Raw genomic sequence first — 17297 nt, 5'->3', positions numbered from 1 at the left:
AAAAGCGTGCCCATGTTGCCAGCGGACAGGAGAGACAGGCTTGCGCCAGCGAACCACCGTCACACGCGCCTATCAGGCTCTGACCGCCGGGGATGACACTCGCGCCTGCCGCGATATCCCCGATGCCGCCTGCAAGGCGCAGCCGCAGAATTTCATGCGCCACAGCATCGCTTTGGGCCTGTCGAAATCCGCAGATGGTCTGGCAGACCCCAAGCTGGTCCTGTCCTGGCTGATGACCCATCTTGGCGCCCCTGCGGCACTGGTGGGGCTCTTGGTGCCGGTGCGCGAGGCCGGATCGCTCCTGCCGCAGCTTTTCACCGCCGCCCGCATCCGCGCTCTGCCGCAACGCAAATACGCCTGGGCCGCAGCGTCCCTTGGCGAGGGGATCGGCGCGGTCATCATCTTCCTTGCCGCCCTCACCCTGCAGGGCGCGCTTGCGGGCGGGGTGATCCTTGCCGGGCTGGCCGTGCTGGCGCTGTCGCGCTCGGTGGCATCAGTCGCCTATAAGGACGTGCTGGGCAAGACCATCGACAAGGGCCAGCGCGGCACAGTGACCGGCGTCGCGGGCAGTTGGTCTGCACTGGTGGTCATCGCCTTCGCCCTGGTGCTTATCGTCTTCTCAGACAATCGCGCGGTGATCGTGACCGCCGCACTGGCTCTGGCCGCGCTGGGCTGGGTCATGGCGGGCGCGGTCTTTGCCGGGCTTACCGAAGAGAAAACCGCGACCGATAGCGACAAGACCAGCTTTTCCGAGGCCCTCGCCAATCTGCGCTATCTGCGCGAGGATCGCCAGCTTGCCCGCTTCATCCTCGCGCGGGGCCTTCTGACCTCGACTGCGCTGGCCCCGCCCTATCTGGTCGTGCTCGCCTCCGGCGAGAGCGGCGCCGCGCTCGAAGGGCTGGGGGCGCTGGTGCTGGCCTCCAGCCTTGCCGCGCTGGTATCGAGCTATATCTGGGGGCGGCTTGCCGACCGGTCCTCGCGCCGGGTGCTGATCCTGACCGGGCTCAGCGGGGCTGTCGCGATGGCGCTCACACTGGCTTTCGCAGCTTCCGGGCTTGCGGGCAGCTTCTGGGCCATGCCGCTTGCGCTTTTCGTCCTGATGATCGCGCATCAGGGCGTGCGGCTGGGGCGCGCGACCTATCTGGTCGATATGGTTGGCCCCGAGCTGCGCGCGGTCTATACCGCGATTGCCAACACGGTCATTGGCATTATCCTGCTCGCAAGCGGGGTATTCGGCGCGCTGGCTGCTCTGGCTGGCGCCGCCACGACACTGGCGTTTTTTGCCGCGATGGCCGTTGCGGGCGCGGTCACGGCTTACGGATTGAAGGAACTGGGCGATGGCAGATCGGATTGAAACACCTTCGGGGCGCAGCCTCGCCTATCACCGCATGGCGGGAAGCGGGCCGGGGATCGTGTTTCTGGGCGGTTTCATGTCGGATATGTCCGGCACCAAGGCCGTCTGGCTGCAGGACTGGGCACGCCGTCAGGGCCGCGCCTTCCTGCGCTTCGACTATTCCGGGCATGGCGAAAGCGCGGGCCGTTTTGAGGAAGGCTGCATCGGCGACTGGGCCGAGGATGCCTGTCACGCCGTGACCCTTCTGACCGAGGGGCCGCAAATCCTTGTGGGCTCCTCCATGGGCGGATGGATCGCGCTTTTGCTGGCGCGGCGCATGCCCGAGCGGGTGGCCGGGCTCGTGGGCATCGCCGCCGCCCCCGATTTCACCGAAGACAGCATGTGGCCCGGCCTGACCGAGGCGCAGCGCCACGAGATCACCACCAAGGGCCGGGTCGCAGTGCCCAACAGCTATGACGACCGCCCCTATATCCTGACCCGGCGCCTGTTCGAGGACGGGCGCGACCAGCTTGTGCTGCGCGACGCCCTCTCGCTGCCCTTCCCCGTGCGGCTGGTGCAGGGCACACGCGATGAGGCGGTCGCGACATCGGTGCCGCTGCGCCTGCTGGACCATGCCGACTGCCCCGATATGCGCCTGACGCTGGTGAAAGGCGCCGATCACCGCTTCTCGACGCCGGATTGTCTGGATCTGATCGCACAGGCCATCACCGAGGTCAGTGAACAGCCCGACGGAAAAGATCCCGCGCCGTAAGGTGCGTGCTGCAGCACGCACCCTACCCCGGACAGCCCGTGCAACGCGTCAGCCTTGCGCGTTCAGAACCGCCAAAGCCTGTGCATGCAGCCCCGCATTGGCCGCCGCGATCACCTGGCCTCTCTCGCCCACAGGCCCGCCCTGCCAATTGGTGACAATCCCGCCTGCCGCTTCGATCACGGCAATAGGTGCGGCGATATCATAGGGGTTCAGCCCCGCCTCGATCACCAGATCGACATGCCCGGCGGCCAGAAGCGCATAGGCGTAGCAATCCATCCCGAACCGCGTCAGCCGCGCCCGCGCCGCAACCCGCTCAAAAGCCGCGCGCTCGGCCCCGGTGCCGATTTCGGGGAATGTCGTGAACAGGATCGCCGCGTCAAGCCTCTCTGTCGCGCGGGTGCCAAGCGGCTTTTCCCCCTGCGGCCCGGTCATGCGCGCCACCCCCGGACCACCCAGGAAACGCTCGCCGATATAGGGCTGGTCGATCACCCCCAGAAACGGCCCCTCGGCATCGGCAAGCGCGATCAGCACCCCCCAGCAAGGCGTGCCCGCCAGATAGCCGCGCGTGCCGTCGATCGGGTCGATGATCCATGTCAGACCAGATGTGCCCGTCGCCCGCCCAAGCTCCTCCCCCAGAACCGCATCCTGCGGACGGCGCGCGGCCAGACAGGCGCGGATCGCCGCTTCGGTGGCCCGGTCGGCCTCGGTTACAGGATCAAACCCGTCCGCCCGCTTGTTGCCCGCGCTCAGTTCCGGGTGCCGGAACCATTCAAGCGTCCGGGGACGCGCCAGATCGGCCAGCATCTCGATCAGCCCGAGGAAATAGGCCTGCTCTTCCGAGGTGATCGAATGTCGGTCCATCTGAAAAAACTCCGGCGCGGGGGAAGACCCCGCGCCGTTGCCATGCTTTGCCCTGCTTGGCAAGCGCGCCTGAATTGGTGCGGTGCGGTTACGCCGCCTGCCCCAGAGCGCGCGCCAGATCAAACAGGCGTTTGCGCTGCCCTTCGGGGATCGCGTAATAGGTGCGCAGCAATTCCAGCGTCTCCTTGCGGTTCAGCAGATTATCCTCATGCTCCGAAGCAGCATCATCCTGCTGCAACCCTTCGAAAAAGTAACTCGGCATGACGTCAAGCGCCTGCGAAATATCCCAAAGCCGAGAGGCCGAGACACGATTTGCCCCGGTTTCATATTTCTGGATCTGCTGGAATTTTATGCCTACCGCGTCTGCAAGCTGTTGTTGGGTCATGCCGACAAGCCAGCGGCGATGACGGATTTTCTGACCAACATGTGTATCTACAATATGACTCACAGTGCTACCCTGCCTTATCTTGTGCCGCAGCCTATTGCCGCGGAAAATTACAACCAGAACAAGCCGCACCCCAAGAAACTGACGTCACAAAGCACGCTGATCATGCACACGCCACGAAACGGCTTGGCTCCAGATGTAGTGAAAACACGCCAAAATGCACGCGAAATAGCGATCCAGCCCCGGCACAACCGCCATGTTTGCAAATTGCATTGCATTTTGCAAACAACCTCTGGCTGAAAGTTGCATCATGCAATCGCCCGCGTCGAGACGGGCTTGCACTCGCCCGCGCCACGCGGCACCTTCGCCTCATGATCAAATAAGGACAGCTCATGCGCGCCCTCGTTTTGCAGGAGATCGATTCTCCCCCCCGGCTCTCCGAGATACCCGCCCCCCGGCCCGCAGCGGGCGAGGTGCTGATTTCCGTCGCCGCCTGCGGTCTGAATTTCGCCGACCTGCTGATGCAGCGCGGCCAGTATCAGGAGCGCCCGCCCCTGCCTTTGGTTCTGGGCATGGAGATATCGGGCACCGTCATCGCCACAGGTGACGGCGTGACACAGTTCCGCAAGGGCGAGCGCGTTGCCGCCTTCACCGGCCAGGGCGGGCTCGCCGAACAGGTGGCCTGCCCGGCCAGCCGCTGCGTGCCCCTGCCCGATACCATGTCCTTCACCGATGCCGCCGGGTTTCTGGTCGCCTACGGCACCTCGCATCTGGCGCTGGCGCATCGCGCGCGGATGCAGCCGGGCGAAACCCTGCTGGTGCTGGGCGCGGCAGGGGGCGTCGGGCTGACCGCCGTCGAGATCGGGGCGGCGATGGGCGCGCGCGTGATCGCCGTCGCGCGCGGTGCCGAAAAACTGGCCATCGCCCGCGCGAAAGGGGCCGCCATCTGCCTCGACAGTGACGGGATCGACCTGCGCGCGGAACTCAAGGCCCTTGGCGGGGTGGATGTGGTCTATGACGCGATCGGCGAGCCGCTCGCCACCCCCGCCCTGCGCGCATTGCGCCCCGAAGGGCGCTTCCTTGCCATCGGTTTCGCCGGTGGCACAGTGCCGCAATTTCCGGCCAATATCCTGCTGGTCAAGAACCTGACCGTGATCGGGCTCTATTGGGGCGGCTATCTGAATTTCGCACCCGACGCCCTGACCGGATCGCTCGCCGAACTGATGGGCTGGTATGCCGCGGGCCGGATCGCCCCCCATGTCAGCCATGTCCTGCCGCTGGAGCGGGTCGCGGATGGCTTTGCCCTGCTCCGGGACCGGAAATCGACCGGCAAGGTGGTCATCGACCTGACCGCCTGAGCCACCCTGCCGCAGGATAACGGGAAAGCGATCAATTCCGGTCCATATCGTACCGGAAATCCTTGAAACTCCCGGCAAGCTTGACGATATTACCGGCAAGTCGCTGCGCGCCCGCGCAGGGGAACAGTCATTCACGGAGGTACCACATGGCAGAATACAACACCATGCGCGCACAAACGATCAGCACGACCCGCGCCGCACAGATCGACGCAGGGCTGCGCGCCCATATGAACAAGGTCTATGGCACCATGTCCGTCGGCATGCTGATCACGGCGGCTGCGGCATGGGCGATTGCGGGCCTGACCACCACCACCGATCCGAGCGCGGCTGTCGCGCAACTGGGCAATGGCACGATGCTGAACCAGTTTGGCGCGACGATCTATCTCTCGCCGCTGCGCTGGGTCATCATGTTCGCACCTCTCGCCTTCATCCTGTTCGGCTGGGGCGCGCTGATGCGCCGGGCCTCGGCCGCCGGTGTGCAACTGGGCTTTTTCGTCTTCGCGACCGCCATCGGCCTGTCGCTCAGCTCGATCTTCCTCGTGTTCACCAGCGTCTCGATCGTGCAGACCTTCCTCGTGACCGCCATCGCCTTCGCCGGTCTCAGCCTCTATGGCTACACCACGAAGAAAGACCTGTCGGGCATGGGCACCTTCCTGATCATGGGCGTGATCGGCCTGATCGTGGCGATGATCATCAACATCTTCCTGCAATCCCCTGCAATGATGTTCGCGATCTCGGCCATCGGCATCCTGATCTTTGCCGGGCTGACAGCCTTCTACACCCAGACGATCAAGTCGGAATATGTGGCCCATGCCGCAGCGGGCGATCAGGACTGGCTGGACAAGGCCGCCGTGGACGGGGCGCTGTCGCTCTATATCAGCTTCCTGAACATGTTCCAGTTCCTGCTGATGTTCCTGGGCCAGCAAGAGTAATCCTGCCAACCCGCCAGACTTGCGAAGGGCGCGCCATGGGTGCGCCCTTTTGCATTGGACCGGACGTAAGGTGCGTGCTCCAGCACGCACCCTACCCGTCGCGCGACCTTGCCCCTGCCCGCAACCTCGCCTAAACCCATGCGCAACATGCCCCCTGAAGCAAAGGCTGATCCATGCGCCTGACCCGCTATTTCCTGCCCGTCCTGAAAGAAACCCCGTCCGAGGCCCAGATCGTCAGCCACCGCCTGATGCTGCGCGCGGGCATGATCAAGCAGGCCAGCGCAGGCATCTATTCCTGGCTGCCCTTGGGCTACAAGGTTCTCAAACGGATCGAGCAGATCGTGCATGAGGAACAGATCCGCGCCGGTCATATCCCCATGCTCATGCCCACGCTGCAATCGGCGGATCTGTGGCGCGAAAGCGGGCGCTACGATGATTACGGTCAGGAAATGCTGCGCATCACCGACCGCCACGGGCGCGACATGCTCTATGGTCCGACCAATGAAGAGCTGATCACCGATATTTTCCGCGCCCATGTCTCGAGCTACAAGGATCTTCCGCTGACGCTCTACCATATCCAGTGGAAATTCCGCGACGAGATCCGCCCCCGTTTCGGCGTGATGCGGGGCCGCGAATTCCTGATGAAGGATGGCTATAATTTCGACCTCGACAAAGACGCGGCGCTGCATGCCTATAACCGCCATCTGGTCAGCTACCTGCGCAGCTATGAGCGCATGGGCCTGCAGGCGATCCCGATGCGCGCCGATGGCGGCCCGATCGGCGGCGATTACACGCATGAATTCCTCGTTCTCGCCGAGACCGGCGAATCGGAGGTTTTCTATGACAGCGCAATCACCGATCTGAAATTCGGCGACCGTGCGGTGGATTATGACAGTGTGCCCGAATGTCAGGCCGTGCTCGAAGAATTCACCTCGCGCTATGCCCGCACCGACGAGACCCATGACGCGGCCGCCTTCGCCGCCCAAGTGCCCGAAGCCCGCCGCCGCACGGCGCGCGGCATCGAAGTGGGCCAGATCTTCTATTTCGGCACCAAATATTCCGAAGCGATGGGCGCAACCGTCGTCGGCCCCGACGGCCAGCGGACCCCGGTGCATATGGGCAGCCACGGCATCGGCGTCTCGCGGCTCTTAGGGGCGATCATCGAGGCCAGCCATGACGAGCGCGGCATCATCTGGCCCGAGGGCGTAACCCCCTTCCATTGCGGGATCGTGAACCTCAAACAGGGCGACGCGGCGGCGGATGCGGCCTGCGAGGGGCTCTACAAGGCGCTGACGGCCAAGGGGCTGGAGCCGCTCTATGATGACCGCGCCGAACGCGCGGGCGCGAAATTCGCCACGATGGATCTGATCGGCCTGCCCTGGCGGATCACCGTCGGCCCGCGCGGGTTGGAGAAAGGCGTGGTCGAACTGACCAGCCGCCGCAGCGGCGAGAGCGAAGAAATCTCGCCCGAGGCGGCGGTGGACCGGATCGCGCAGATTTACGCCGGGCGCTGAAACCCCGCTTGACGCAGCCCCGTGCCGTGCGACATCCTGCCGCATCAGCAGCAGGAGGGTGTCATGACGCGCAGGGTTCTGATCGGAACGACCAAAGGGGCCTTCGTGCTGCACCAGCAGCAGACTGGCAGTTTCACCGTCACCGGCCCGCATTGCGACGGCTGGTCCATCAACCATGTGATCGGCGAGCCGGGCACGGGCAAGCTCTGGGCCGGGGGCGGCGGCGAATGGTTCGGCGCGGGCGTCTGGCACTCGGCCGACGGGGGCGAGACATGGACCCTCACCCGGCTCTCGCCGGGGCAGATGGATGACTGGGCCGCACAGGATCCCGAATTCGCCGCCATGATCGGCTGGCAGAAGACGGATCTGCCCTTCGACAAGGATCTGTCGCAGATCTGGTCGCTGCACCGGGCGGAGGACCGGCTCTATGTCGGCACCAAACCCGCCGATCTCCTGGAAAGCCGCGATGATGGCGCCAGCTTCACCCGCGTCGAGGGGTTGGGCGCGCACCCCTCGCGGCCCGACTGGCAACCCGGCGCGGCAGGGCTGATCCTGCATTCCATCACCTCGGAACCCGGCAATCCCGGCAAGCTCTGGGTGGGTATTTCCGCCTCGGGCGTCTTTGCCACCGAAGATAGCGGCGCAAGCTGGGAACGGCGCAACCGGCTGTCGAATGCGGAAGCCTGCGCGCATCACCACCACCCGGCCGCGCCCTCGGGCGGCGAGATCGGCCATTGCGTGCACAGCCTTGCCCGCGCCCCGGCGGCGGCGGGCGATCTGCTCTATCAGCAGAACCATCACGGGGTCTGGCGCAGCCGCGACGGCGGCCGCTCCTGGGAGGATGTGACCGAGGGGCTGCCCTCGACCTTCGGCTTTCCCATCCTGCTCCATCCGCATGACCCGCAGAAACTCTGGGTCTTTCCGCTGAATGGCGATATGGAAGGGCGCTTCCCGCCCGAGGCCAAGGCGGCGGTCTGGCATTCCTCTGACGGCGGCGAGACATGGCAGGCGCAACGCAACGGCCTGCCGCAGGAATTCTGTTTCTTCACTGTGCTGCGTCAGGCCATGGCCAGCGACGAGGGGGTGAATCCGGCGATCTATTTCGGCACCAATAGCGGATCGGTCTTCGGCAGTTTCGACGAAGGCGCAAGCTGGATCGAGATCGCCCGCCACCTGCCCACGATCCAGAGCGTCGAGGCGATTTGCGATTGACCCTGCCGGTCAGGGGGTTAGCTGAGAGGCACCGCTGACGAAAGGCACGCCCCCATAACCCAGACCGATCTGGCCCGCCGCGAGAGATTGCCCGATGCGCTGCGCGTGCTGCTCGAACAATATCCGCGCGCGCTTTGGCAGAGCCACCGGAATTTCGACGGGCTGACCCGCTTCTGGCTGGAACGACATCTGATGTTCCGCGACGCGCTGGCGCAATGGCAGAGCGATACGCGCGGCTTTCTCGACAAGGGGCGCGACGCCCGCGCGCATGGGCAGATGACCGCGCGGATCGGCGGCTTCCTGATCAATGAATTGCACGGCCATCACCAGATCGAGGATGCGCATTATTTCCCGACCCTTGCCGCCGCCGAGACGCGCCTCGCGCATGGGTTCGAGCTGCTCGATGCCGATCATCATGCGCTCGACAGCCAGCTTGCGGGGCTGACCGAGGCGGCGAATACCCATCTGCGCGCGCTTCAGGACCGCAACGCGGACATGAAAGCCAGCGCAGGCATGATGCTGAAACACCTGGAGGGGTTCGAGCGCTTCCTCGACCGCCATCTGGTCGATGAAGAGGAACTTGTCGTCCCGGTGATCCTGCATCACGCGCTCCGCTTCTGACAGACTGTAAGGTGCGTGCTCCAGCACGCACCCTACCCTTCCCGCAACGCCCGCACCCGCGCCGCCAGCCAGTCCAGATCCGGATCGCGCAGCCCCAGTTCCGCCAGATGCGCCGCCGTGTTGAACAGATAGGCGCAATTCGGCCCCCGCCCGCCCGAGGCACGCGCAATGATCTGCGCCTGCTCTTCCAGCGAAAGCCCCGCACAATACTGATCATGCTCCGGATCAATCACATAGGTCACCGCCTCGACCCGGCGCCCGTCCCGCAACTCTACCGGCGCGTGCAATTCCAGATAGGCCGCCGAAATCAATTCACGCGCGCGCAGATATTCCAGACTTTCCTCTGCAATCCGCAGTGGCACCTCGAATGCCACCCCCTCGCAGCCACCCGGACCCGCATCCAGCGCCAGCACCAGACCGGGACGCTCCACAGTGCCGCGATGATGGATCGAGCGCATGCAAAAACTGCGATGATAGCCCTCCAGCCGCGCGATCTGGCGGCTCTGATAGGCAAAGCCCGGCTCCCAGATCAAAGATCCATAGCCGAATATCCAAAGCGAGTCCCGCGCGCGCATGTGACTGGTCCTTTCCTGCGCTCCGGGTGTATTAGGCTTTGCAGCGCAAGAAAAGAGAGGCCCGGTCGATGCGGTTGTTTTTGCTTCTGATCCTGTCCGCCACCCTGTTGTTCGGCGGCTACTGGGTCTTTGCCGCGCAGATGATCGAGCGTCAGGGCACGGCACTCCTCGCCCGGTCCGCGCAGCTTGGCGGGCAGATGCAACCCGTCACCGGCTTTCCCCGCGCCTTTCGCACGACAATCGAGGCCCCGCTCTGGCGCAGCCGTGACGGGCTGTCGGGCTGGTCAGCCGCCGAGCTGGCGCTTGCCGCAGCCAGCCATCAGCCCAACCGGATCAGCGCCGATTTCCCCACAGCACAGGTGCTCAGGCTCGGCGGGACCGACATGGCAGTAGATACGCAGCACATGACCGGCGCACTGGCGCTCGGTGCCGATCAATCCCTGCGCGCGGTGGAATTGCAACTCGGTGGCGCGGAATTCGGCCCCGCAGCCCCCCTCAGCGCGGCCGGGCAATCCGCGCTGAACCTGCGCCAGATCGAGGGCGCGCGCTACGCGGTTGAGGCGCAGATCAACGATCTCAGCCTCGCGCCGGGCACCCTGACCCTTGTCGGCTCCGAGACGGATCTGCCCGATCTTGTCGCCCGCGTCGCGATCACGGCAGAGGCGGAATTCGCGCATGGGCTGCCCCTGCACGCGCCATGGCCTGATCTGCAGGCGCTGGACCTGACCGGGAGCATTCTCGACTGGGGCGCGTTGCAGGCTTCCATGACCGGCAGGCTCGCGCGCAGCGCCAGCGGCACGATGAATGGCCAGATCCAGCTAGAGCTGCAGGACTGGCGCCCCTTCCATGCGCTGCTGCTCGCCCAGGGGGCCCTGCCCCCGGATGCGGCAATGCTTGCCGGGATGTTTCTCGCCGGACAGGCCGCACCGGGCACGCATGCCGTGACTTTGCCGCTGGAATTGCGGGCGCAGGTGCTGTCGCTAGGCCCGTTTGCCCTCGCCCGCCTGCCGCAGTTTTGACAGGCCGCGCGCAAGCGCATGGCCGACCGGCACCGCTGCCAGCGCGCCGAGCACATCCGCCACGAAATCCGCAAATTCCCGCTCGCGCCCGACAAAGGGCTGGATCAGCTCGATCGCACCCCCCAGAGCGCTTGCACTGAGTACGATCCCGGCCCATGCGCGCGGCCGTACTGCAACGGCCGGCAAGGCAATCAGGAAAAACACCACGAAATGCGCTACCTTGTCGAAATGCGGAAATGGCGGCGGCATCTCGGGTCCGGCAGGAGCGAGCATCAGCCATGTTCCGATCATCGCGAGTATGATCGAAAGCCCATATCCCACAATCTCTGCAACCCGTAATCTCTGCACCACATCTGTCCCCGCGCTGGCATCACTCCGCGCAGGTCGCATGCATGGGCCAAGGGTTCAAGCCGGAACCTCTACTCTCGCGGCCTCTTGAACGGCTTTGGTGATCCGCGTCACCGCCCGCTCTTCCAGCTGGCGCACCCGTTCCTTGGATATCCCCAGATCCACCCCGATCTCGGCCAATGTCCTCGGGCTTTCGCTCAGATGGCGCTCGGTGATGATCCGCTGTTCGCGCTCGGGCAATTCCTGCACCGCTGAATGCAGAAGCGCACGGCGGCGCTGCGCTTCCAGATCATTCAGCACCTGCGCCTCGGTCGCAACCGTGTCATCCTCCAGCGCGTCCATCCAGTCGCGCCCGTCCTCTTCGCCATTCTGCGTCACATTCAGCGACAGATCCTGCCCCGACATCCGCCCCAGCATGATCTCGACCTGCTCTTCGGGCACATCCAGCTCGCGCGCGATGGTCCGCGACAGCCCCTCGCGCCGGATCTCGCCATCCTCCAGCTTGATCAGCGTCTTGCGCAGATGGAAAAACAGCTTCTTCTGCGCCGCATTGGTCGCAGTACGCACCACCGACCAGTTGCGCATGACATATTCCTGCATCGAGGCGCGGATCCACCAGGCCGCATAGGTCGAAAACCGCGCGCCATTCTCGGGGTCGTATTTCTCCGCCGCGCGCATCAGCCCCAGATTGCCCTGCTGGATCAGATCATCCAGCGACATGCCATAGCGCCGGTAGCGCGTCGCCACCGAAACCGCCAGCCGCGTATAGGCCTCGATCAGCCGGTGCAGCGCCGCCTCGTCGCGCTGGTCGCGCCAGGCCAGCGCAAGCCGGTGCTCGGTCTCGGCATCAAGCATCTCGCGCGCCATAGAGCTGCGGATGAACTGGCTGGTGCGCGGATCCCGTGGTTGCATCTGACCGGACCTTTTGTTTCGACTCGATATAGTATCGTATCGCTACCATTTAATCACCGGGCTTGTCAAGTTCACCAACGCGGCCTATTTCCCCGCCATGAGTGAGCACACCGCACCCCAGGGCACTGACCTTGCCGATCTGATCGTGCATCTGGCCCGGCTGGGTCAGTCCTGCGGCCATGCCGAGGGGGCGACCGCGCTGACCGCAGCACAATGGACCGCTTTGCGCTATTTCGCGCGCGCCAACCGGTTTTCGCGCACGCCCTCCGCCTTTTCCGAATTTCATGCCACCACGCGCGGGACAGCCTCGCAGACAGTGAAATCGCTGGTCGCGATGGGGCTTCTGGCCCGCCAGAGCCATGACAGCGACGGGCGCAGCACCCTGATCGAGGTTACCGAGGCGGGACAGGCCCAGTTGCGCCGCGATCCCCTGCGCGATCTGCGCGGCGTGCTGGCGGCCCTGCCGGGCGCATCACGCGCCGCGCTCGCCGATGCGCTGGCGCAGGCGATTGCCGATCTCGCCAGATTGCGCGCGGCCCCGGTTTTCGGCACCTGTGGCGATTGCAACCATCTCGACAGCAAGGCCAGCTATTGCCATTGCACGCAAAGCCTGCTCACCCAGCCGGAAATGCAGTCGATCTGCGTCGATTTCCAGCCGGCCCGCCCCCCCGGCCAGAGCTAGCGCCGGTCCCGATCAGCCTGCGCCAGAGCCCGCTTGCACGCCCCCGAGACTTCATCTTGCCGAAAAATACTCTCACTGAGTGGCCACGGGCCGCAAGGCCCGTCCCCCGTCAACAGCGCGTGCGACATAGCCTGCCCGCCCCCCGGCCAGAGCTAAGCGCCCAAGGGCCGCAGGCCCGTCCGGGTGCGCCCCCCTCGATGGGGGGCAAGCCCGGCCTGCGCCTGCACCCCGCGCGCAACCCTCAGGCGACAGCGCCCAGCTGCGCGATCGCCGCTTTCAGCCGTGCGATTTCCTCGCGCAGCGCCTCGGCCCGTTCGCGCGCCTCCGCCACCACCTCTTCCGGCGCGCTCTCGACGAATTTCGCATTGCCCAGACGCCCGGAAATCCCGCCCAATTCCTTCTCGGATTTGGCGCAGGTCTTTTCCAGCCGCTCGCGTTCGGCGGCAATATCGATCACCCCTTCCAGCGGCAGCCCGAATGTGCCCCCTTCCACCGTGACCGTGATCGAGCCCTTGGGCAGGCTTGACGCTTCCTCAAGCGACGCAATCCGCGCCAGCCGCGTGACCAGCGCCATATTGCGCGCCAGCGCCGCGCGGCCCTGATCATCCAGATCAAGCTGCACCATGTTCAGCTTCAGCCCCACCGGCACGCGAAGCTGCGCACGCGCCGAGCGGATATCCTCGATCAGCCCGATCACCCAGCGCATTTCACGCATCGCCGCGTCATCGACCAGTTCCGCGCCGCATTCAGGCCATTCCGCATGGGCGCAGAGCGTGTCGCGGCTCCCGGTCAGACCCCAGAGTTCCTCGGTAACAAAGGGCATGATCGGATGCAGCAGGATCATGCATTGATCCAGCACCCAGCCCATGGTCGCGCGGGTCTCTGCCGCCTGATCGCCGTCAAACAGGGGCTTGGCAAACTCCACATACCAGTCGCAGACCTTGCCCCAGACAAAGGCATAAAGCGCATTGGCCGCATCATTGAACCGGTATTCGTCCAGCGCCGCATCCACCGCCTCGCGCACCTTGGCGGTCTCGCCAATGATCCAGCGGTTCACCGTCGCCTCCGCCGCAGGGGGCGCGCTTTGCGTGACATGCCCCTCCCAGACGCCATTCAACTCGGCAAAACGGCAGGCATTCCAGAGTTTCGTGGTGAAATTCCGGTAGCCCGCAATGCGTTGCGTATCGAGTTTCAGCACACCGCCAAGCGAGGCCATCGCGGCATTGGTGAAGCGCAGCGCATCGGCGCCATACTCGTCGATGATCTCCAGCGGGTCGATGACATTGCCCAAGCTCTTGGACATCTTCTTGCCCTTGGCGTCACGCACCAGCCCATGCAGATAGACCTCGCGGAAGGGGATTTCCCCCACCACCGCAAGCTGCATCATCATCATCCGCGCGACCCAGAAGAACAGGATATCCTGCCCGGTGACGAGGACGCTGGTCGGGAAGTATTTTTGCAACTCCTCGGTCTGTTCGGGCCAGCCCAGCGTGCCGATGGGCCAGAGGCCGGAGGAGAACCAGGTGTCGAGGACGTCGGGGTCGCGGCCCAGACCAACTTCGATCAAGCGGCCAGTGTCATGTGTTGTAAAGCTGAAGCGCCGACGGGCGGAACTTTCGATCTCACGCTCACTGACTTCACAACCATATGCTTGGTTTGCCATCCTACGAGCATCACCAAATGAGGCCGCACAAAACATGCGCGATGTGCCATCAGGTGAGACCATCCCGATGTCAGGATTCTTTATTTCCTTCAAGTTTGGCCCATACCAAACCGGAATCTGATGCCCCCACCAGAGTTGCCGCGAGATGCACCAGGGCTCGATATTCTCCAGCCAATGATAATAGGTCTTTTCGCCCGAGTCCGGCACGATCTTGACGCGGCCCGAGCGCACGGCCTCCAGCGCAGGCCCGACGACCTTCTCGGCATCGACGAACCACTGATCGGTCAGCATCGGCTCGATCACGACCTTGGACCGATCCCCAAAGGGCTGCATGATCTTCTTCGCCTCGACCAGCGGCACCAGTTCCGGCGCGTCGCCCTCTGGTAGGGTGCGTGATTCACGCACCCTACCCAAGCGCGGATCGTCGGCGCGCGTCATCACCGCCAGCCCCTCGGCCGTGATCTCTTCAACCACACGCGCGCGGGCGTCATAGCGGTCCAACCCCCGCAGATGATCCGGCACCAGGTTCAGCGCATCCGCCTCGGCCTCGGACAGCACCCGCTCCCCCCGCGCCACCGCGCCCGCAATCGCCGCCGTCTCGGCATAGGGCGCGCCATCGTCGCGCATCTGCGCGCGCGTATCCATCAGCCGGTACATCGGAATCCCGCCGCGCTTGGCGACGCCATAGTCATTGGCATCATGCGCCCCGGTGATCTTCACCGCGCCAGAGCCGAAATCGGGGTCCGGGTAGTCATCGGTGATGATCGGGATCAAGCGGCGATGCGCTTTCGGCCCGACCGGAATTTCACATAGTTTTCCGACAATTGGCGCGTAACGTTCATCCGATGGATGAACGGCCACCGCCCCGTCGCCCAGCATGGTCTCAGGCCGCGTGGTCGCGATCGAGATGTAATCGCGGATTTCATCAACGATCACAGTACCTTCGGCGTCTTTCTCAATGTAGCGATAGCTCTCGCCCCCCGCCAGCGGGTATTTAAAATGCCACATATGCCCGTCGGTCTCGATATTCTCGACTTCCAGATCGGAAATCGCGGTCTCGAATTTCGGATCCCAGTTGACCAGCCGTTTTCCCCGGTAAATCAGACCCTTGTTATACATATCAACAAAGACCTTGATCACCGCATCATGGAAATTGCCCTCTTCCCCCGCAGGGGCCCCCGGTGCGCCCGACATGGTGAAAGCATTGCGCGACCAGTCCAGCGAACAGCCAAGCCGTTTCAACTGCTCGATGATCGTGCCGCCGGATTTCTGTTTCTGCTGCCAGACCAGCCCGACAAATTCCTCGCGCGTGAAATCGGTGCGCTTCTTCTGGCTCAGCGCCAGTTCCCGCTCGACCACCATTTGCGTCGCGATCCCGGCATGGTCTTGCCCCGGCTGCCAAAGCGTGTCGAACCCGCGCATCCGGTGCCAGCGCACCAGAATATCCTGCAATGTGTTGTTAAAGGCATGACCGATATGCAGATTTCCCGTCACATTGGGCGGCGGGATCATCACGCAGAAGCTTTCGTCGCGCCGCCTGGCAGAGCCTGCGCGAAAGGCGCCTGCCGCTTCCCATTGGGCGGCGATCCGCGCCTCTGCGGCTTTTGCGTCGAAAGTCTTGTCCATCGCCATCTGTCCGGCCCCATCGTCCTGAAATCCTGGCAGGTTGTAGCGCCCCGCGCGGCCAAGGGAAAGCCCCTCGGGACAGGTGACAATGGCCCCCGCTGCGGTGTAAATTCACGGCATATCAGGCGCCGGATATTTTTCATGGAACGAAAGCCTTTTTCATTCTGGCGCGTCGCGCGCCGTCTCGGCCTCTTCTGGCTCGGCTTGCCGCTGATCTTCGCGCTGGGTTTTGGCGGGGTGGCGATCAGCATGGGGGCGCAGATGATTCTGCTCGCGCGCGATGGTGTCACCGGCGAGGCCGAAGTGATCGCCCGCCAGATCGAGCGGCGGCGCGATTCCGACGGCAAGGAAAGCGTGACCTATTACCTGCGCTACAGCTATCTGCCCGAGGGGCATGCGCAAAGGCAGGTGAAACGCCAGAGCGTCAGCCGCAGGCTCTATGATCAGGTGCAGGAAGGGCAGGTCATCCCGGTCACCTATGCCTGGACCCGGCCAGAGCGCGCGACGGTGGATGCGCGCCATGACCGGTTCGGGCTGATCCTCTTCGGGGTCTTCGGCGGCATTGGCGCGGTGGTGGCGCTGGGGCTGGGCGGATGGATGATCTCGCGCAAGCTGTCGGTCCTGCGCGCGCTGCGCCGGGGCGAGGTGCGCGAGGCGCGTGTCACCGGGCTGCGCCGGACCAATGTGCAGAAAAACAAGGTCCAGCAATATGTCATCGACTGGGAAGATGCGGCAGGCCAGAAGGGCAGCTCGATGATGGAGTCGCAGGCAAGCCTGATGCACCACCCCATCGGCAGTGTGATCGTGGTCTATATCGACCCGAAAACCGGGCGCGGCTGGTGGGAGGCGCAGATCTAGCCCCGCACCTCCCCGGCCTGAAGCGCATCGCGCAACTGTCCGACGGCCTGCGCCAGCTTTTCGTCGATGATATGCAGATATTCGGTCCAGCTATGCAGCCCTTCCAGCGGCGCGGTCCCGTCTGAAATACCGCGCAGCACGATCAGCGGCAGATCAAACCGCTGGCAGGCCCGCCAGATGGCGAAGCTTTCCATATCGACCATATCCTCGGCAATGCGCGCATAATCCGGGCCAGAGACGATATTCGCACCTGTCGACAGGCTCGCCCCCGGCAGACCGGGGATCTGATCGCCCAGATCCACCCGCGCAGGCAGATCCAGAAACGGCGTTACCCCCTTCGCGAAACCAAGCGGCGAGGCATCCATATCCCGGTAGGCCAGCGCGGTCGCCTGATAGACCCCGCAGTGTTCCAGCCGCGCCGAACCTGCGGAGCCCAGCGAGACCACCAGATCGGGCCGCGCGCCCTGCCGGTCCAGGTCTGCCAGCGTGGCGGTGGCCACCACGGCGGCCTCGACCGGGCCGACACCGGTCATGACCGGCGTGAATTGCGCGCGCAGGCAGGGGCCATATTCGGCCTCTGCCGCCATCAGGAACAGCACGCGCCTGCCCGCAAACCCGGTCAGCAT

The 17297-nt window shown here is 64.5% G+C and carries 18 protein-coding genes; 11 read left to right on the top strand and 7 right to left on the bottom strand.

Translation table 11 applies throughout. The features are described from left to right. Window positions 1-40: 40 nt before the first annotated feature. Window positions 41-1354: an MFS transporter gene (locus BG457_RS17325; RefSeq protein ID WP_071798895.1), complete on the top strand. Its 1314-nt coding sequence runs from the start codon at window positions 41-43 to the stop codon at window positions 1352-1354. Further along, window positions 1338-2105, top strand: coding sequence for an alpha/beta hydrolase (locus tag BG457_RS17320; protein ID WP_071798894.1), 768 nt, complete (start codon window positions 1338-1340; stop codon window positions 2103-2105). Before BG457_RS17325 ends, BG457_RS17320 begins: the two co-directional genes overlap by 17 nt. A gap of 48 nt (window positions 2106-2153) precedes the next feature. Here the strand turns inward: BG457_RS17320 and hisN are convergent, their stop codons facing one another. Together hisN and BG457_RS17310 are read right to left on the bottom strand one after the other, a co-directional pair. Further along, window positions 2154-2966 (bottom strand): histidinol-phosphatase, encoded by an 813-nt coding sequence (gene hisN / locus BG457_RS17315; protein ID WP_425434936.1) that lies wholly within the window; start codon window positions 2964-2966, stop codon window positions 2154-2156. Window positions 2967-3054: 88 nt separating this feature from the next. Continuing rightward, window positions 3055-3414, bottom strand: coding sequence for a helix-turn-helix domain-containing protein (locus BG457_RS17310; protein ID WP_071798892.1), 360 nt, complete (start codon window positions 3412-3414; stop codon window positions 3055-3057). Here BG457_RS17310 and BG457_RS20350 point away from each other — a divergent pair. The 6 genes from BG457_RS20350 to BG457_RS17285 all read left to right on the top strand — a co-directional run bounded on the left by BG457_RS20350 (window position 3370) and on the right by BG457_RS17285 (window position 8988). Continuing rightward, window positions 3370-3651: a hypothetical protein gene (locus BG457_RS20350; RefSeq protein WP_175546808.1), complete on the top strand. Its 282-nt coding sequence runs from the start codon at window positions 3370-3372 to the stop codon at window positions 3649-3651. The genes BG457_RS17310 and BG457_RS20350 overlap by 45 nt on opposite strands. 92 nt (window positions 3652-3743) lie before the next feature. Continuing rightward, window positions 3744-4709 (top strand): NADPH:quinone oxidoreductase family protein, encoded by a 966-nt coding sequence (locus tag BG457_RS17305; RefSeq protein ID WP_071798889.1) that lies wholly within the window; start codon window positions 3744-3746, stop codon window positions 4707-4709. Between the two features lie 146 nt (window positions 4710-4855). Continuing rightward, window positions 4856-5641 (top strand): Bax inhibitor-1/YccA family protein, encoded by a 786-nt coding sequence (locus tag BG457_RS17300; protein ID WP_071798887.1) that lies wholly within the window; start codon window positions 4856-4858, stop codon window positions 5639-5641. A gap of 173 nt (window positions 5642-5814) precedes the next feature. Further along, window positions 5815-7155, top strand: coding sequence for a proline--tRNA ligase (proS, locus tag BG457_RS17295; RefSeq protein WP_071798886.1), 1341 nt, complete (start codon window positions 5815-5817; stop codon window positions 7153-7155). A gap of 63 nt (window positions 7156-7218) precedes the next feature. Next, window positions 7219-8367, top strand: a complete 1149-nt coding sequence (locus BG457_RS17290) for a WD40/YVTN/BNR-like repeat-containing protein (RefSeq protein ID WP_071799281.1) — start codon at window positions 7219-7221, stop codon at window positions 8365-8367. Window positions 8368-8472: 105 nt separating this feature from the next. Beyond that, entirely contained in the window at window positions 8473-8988 is a 516-nt protein-coding gene (locus BG457_RS17285) for a hemerythrin domain-containing protein (protein ID WP_245771031.1), read from the top strand. A 32-nt stretch (window positions 8989-9020) separates the two neighbouring features. Here BG457_RS17285 and BG457_RS17280 read toward each other — a convergent pair whose 3' ends face one another. Continuing rightward, complete coding sequence (locus BG457_RS17280) at window positions 9021-9563, bottom strand: gamma-glutamylcyclotransferase (protein ID WP_071798882.1); 543 nt, start codon at window positions 9561-9563, stop codon at window positions 9021-9023. A gap of 68 nt (window positions 9564-9631) precedes the next feature. Here BG457_RS17280 and BG457_RS17275 point away from each other — a divergent pair, with 68 nt between their 5' ends. Beyond that, a complete protein-coding gene (locus BG457_RS17275) occupies window positions 9632-10582 on the top strand; it encodes a DUF2125 domain-containing protein (RefSeq protein ID WP_071798880.1) in 951 nt (316 codons plus the stop codon). Here the strand turns inward: BG457_RS17275 and BG457_RS17270 are convergent. Together BG457_RS17270 and BG457_RS17265 are read right to left on the bottom strand one after the other, a co-directional pair. Then, window positions 10544-10930, bottom strand: a complete 387-nt coding sequence (locus BG457_RS17270) for a VanZ family protein (protein ID WP_175546822.1) — start codon at window positions 10928-10930, stop codon at window positions 10544-10546. The genes BG457_RS17275 and BG457_RS17270 overlap by 39 nt on opposite strands. A gap of 57 nt (window positions 10931-10987) precedes the next feature. Beyond that, window positions 10988-11842, bottom strand: coding sequence for an RNA polymerase factor sigma-32 (locus BG457_RS17265; protein WP_071798876.1), 855 nt, complete (start codon window positions 11840-11842; stop codon window positions 10988-10990). Between the two features lie 97 nt (window positions 11843-11939). Here BG457_RS17265 and BG457_RS17260 point away from each other — a divergent pair, with 97 nt between their 5' ends. Beyond that, window positions 11940-12524, top strand: a complete 585-nt coding sequence (locus BG457_RS17260) for a MarR family winged helix-turn-helix transcriptional regulator (protein WP_071798874.1) — start codon at window positions 11940-11942, stop codon at window positions 12522-12524. A gap of 241 nt (window positions 12525-12765) precedes the next feature. Here the strand turns inward: BG457_RS17260 and BG457_RS17255 are convergent, their stop codons facing one another. Beyond that, window positions 12766-15819: a valine--tRNA ligase gene (locus BG457_RS17255; protein ID WP_071798872.1), complete on the bottom strand. Its 3054-nt coding sequence runs from the start codon at window positions 15817-15819 to the stop codon at window positions 12766-12768. Window positions 15820-15954: 135 nt separating this feature from the next. Between BG457_RS17255 and BG457_RS17250 the strand changes: the two genes are divergently transcribed. After that, window positions 15955-16671 carry a DUF3592 domain-containing protein gene (locus tag BG457_RS17250; RefSeq protein WP_071798870.1) on the top strand — a complete coding sequence of 239 codons (717 nt, stop codon included), beginning with the start codon at window positions 15955-15957 and terminating at the stop codon, window positions 16669-16671. On the opposite strand, the gene BG457_RS17245 is transcribed toward BG457_RS17250, so the two are convergent. After that, entirely contained in the window at window positions 16668-17297 is a 630-nt protein-coding gene (locus BG457_RS17245) for a 5'-methylthioadenosine/S-adenosylhomocysteine nucleosidase (protein ID WP_071798868.1), read from the bottom strand. The two genes, BG457_RS17250 and BG457_RS17245, sit on opposite strands and share 4 nt — an antisense overlap.

The organism is Natronohydrobacter thiooxidans, assembly GCF_001884735.1.
Taxonomy (GTDB): domain Bacteria; phylum Pseudomonadota; class Alphaproteobacteria; order Rhodobacterales; family Rhodobacteraceae; genus Roseinatronobacter; species Roseinatronobacter thiooxidans_A.
This window is presented reverse-complemented; position numbering and strand designations above follow the sequence as displayed.

What these genes read in the sequence shown, in the direction of transcription:
- proS (WP_071798886.1), top strand. Translation starts at nt 5,815, where the DNA reads ATGCGCCTGACCCGCTATTTCCTGCCCGTCCTGAAAGAAACCCCGTCC.
- BG457_RS17305 (WP_071798889.1), top strand. Translation starts at nt 3,744, where the DNA reads ATGCGCGCCCTCGTTTTGCAGGAGATCGATTCTCCCCCCCGGCTCTCC.
- hisN (WP_425434936.1), bottom strand. Translation starts at nt 2,966, where the DNA reads ATGGACCGACATTCGATCACCTCGGAAGAGCAGGCCTATTTCCTCGGG.
- BG457_RS17290 (WP_071799281.1), top strand. Translation starts at nt 7,219, where the DNA reads ATGACGCGCAGGGTTCTGATCGGAACGACCAAAGGGGCCTTCGTGCTG.
- BG457_RS17275 (WP_071798880.1), top strand. Translation starts at nt 9,632, where the DNA reads ATGCGGTTGTTTTTGCTTCTGATCCTGTCCGCCACCCTGTTGTTCGGC.
- BG457_RS17265 (WP_071798876.1), bottom strand. Translation starts at nt 11,842, where the DNA reads ATGCAACCACGGGATCCGCGCACCAGCCAGTTCATCCGCAGCTCTATG.
- BG457_RS17245 (WP_071798868.1), bottom strand. Translation starts at nt 17,297, where the DNA reads ATGCTGACCGGGTTTGCGGGCAGGCGCGTGCTGTTCCTGATGGCGGCA.
- BG457_RS17260 (WP_071798874.1), top strand. Translation starts at nt 11,940, where the DNA reads ATGAGTGAGCACACCGCACCCCAGGGCACTGACCTTGCCGATCTGATC.
- BG457_RS17255 (WP_071798872.1), bottom strand. Translation starts at nt 15,819, where the DNA reads ATGGCGATGGACAAGACTTTCGACGCAAAAGCCGCAGAGGCGCGGATC.
- BG457_RS17300 (WP_071798887.1), top strand. Translation starts at nt 4,856, where the DNA reads ATGGCAGAATACAACACCATGCGCGCACAAACGATCAGCACGACCCGC.
- BG457_RS17320 (WP_071798894.1), top strand. Translation starts at nt 1,338, where the DNA reads ATGGCAGATCGGATTGAAACACCTTCGGGGCGCAGCCTCGCCTATCAC.
- BG457_RS20350 (WP_175546808.1), top strand. Translation starts at nt 3,370, where the DNA reads ATGACGGATTTTCTGACCAACATGTGTATCTACAATATGACTCACAGT.
- BG457_RS17280 (WP_071798882.1), bottom strand. Translation starts at nt 9,563, where the DNA reads ATGCGCGCGCGGGACTCGCTTTGGATATTCGGCTATGGATCTTTGATC.
- BG457_RS17250 (WP_071798870.1), top strand. Translation starts at nt 15,955, where the DNA reads ATGGAACGAAAGCCTTTTTCATTCTGGCGCGTCGCGCGCCGTCTCGGC.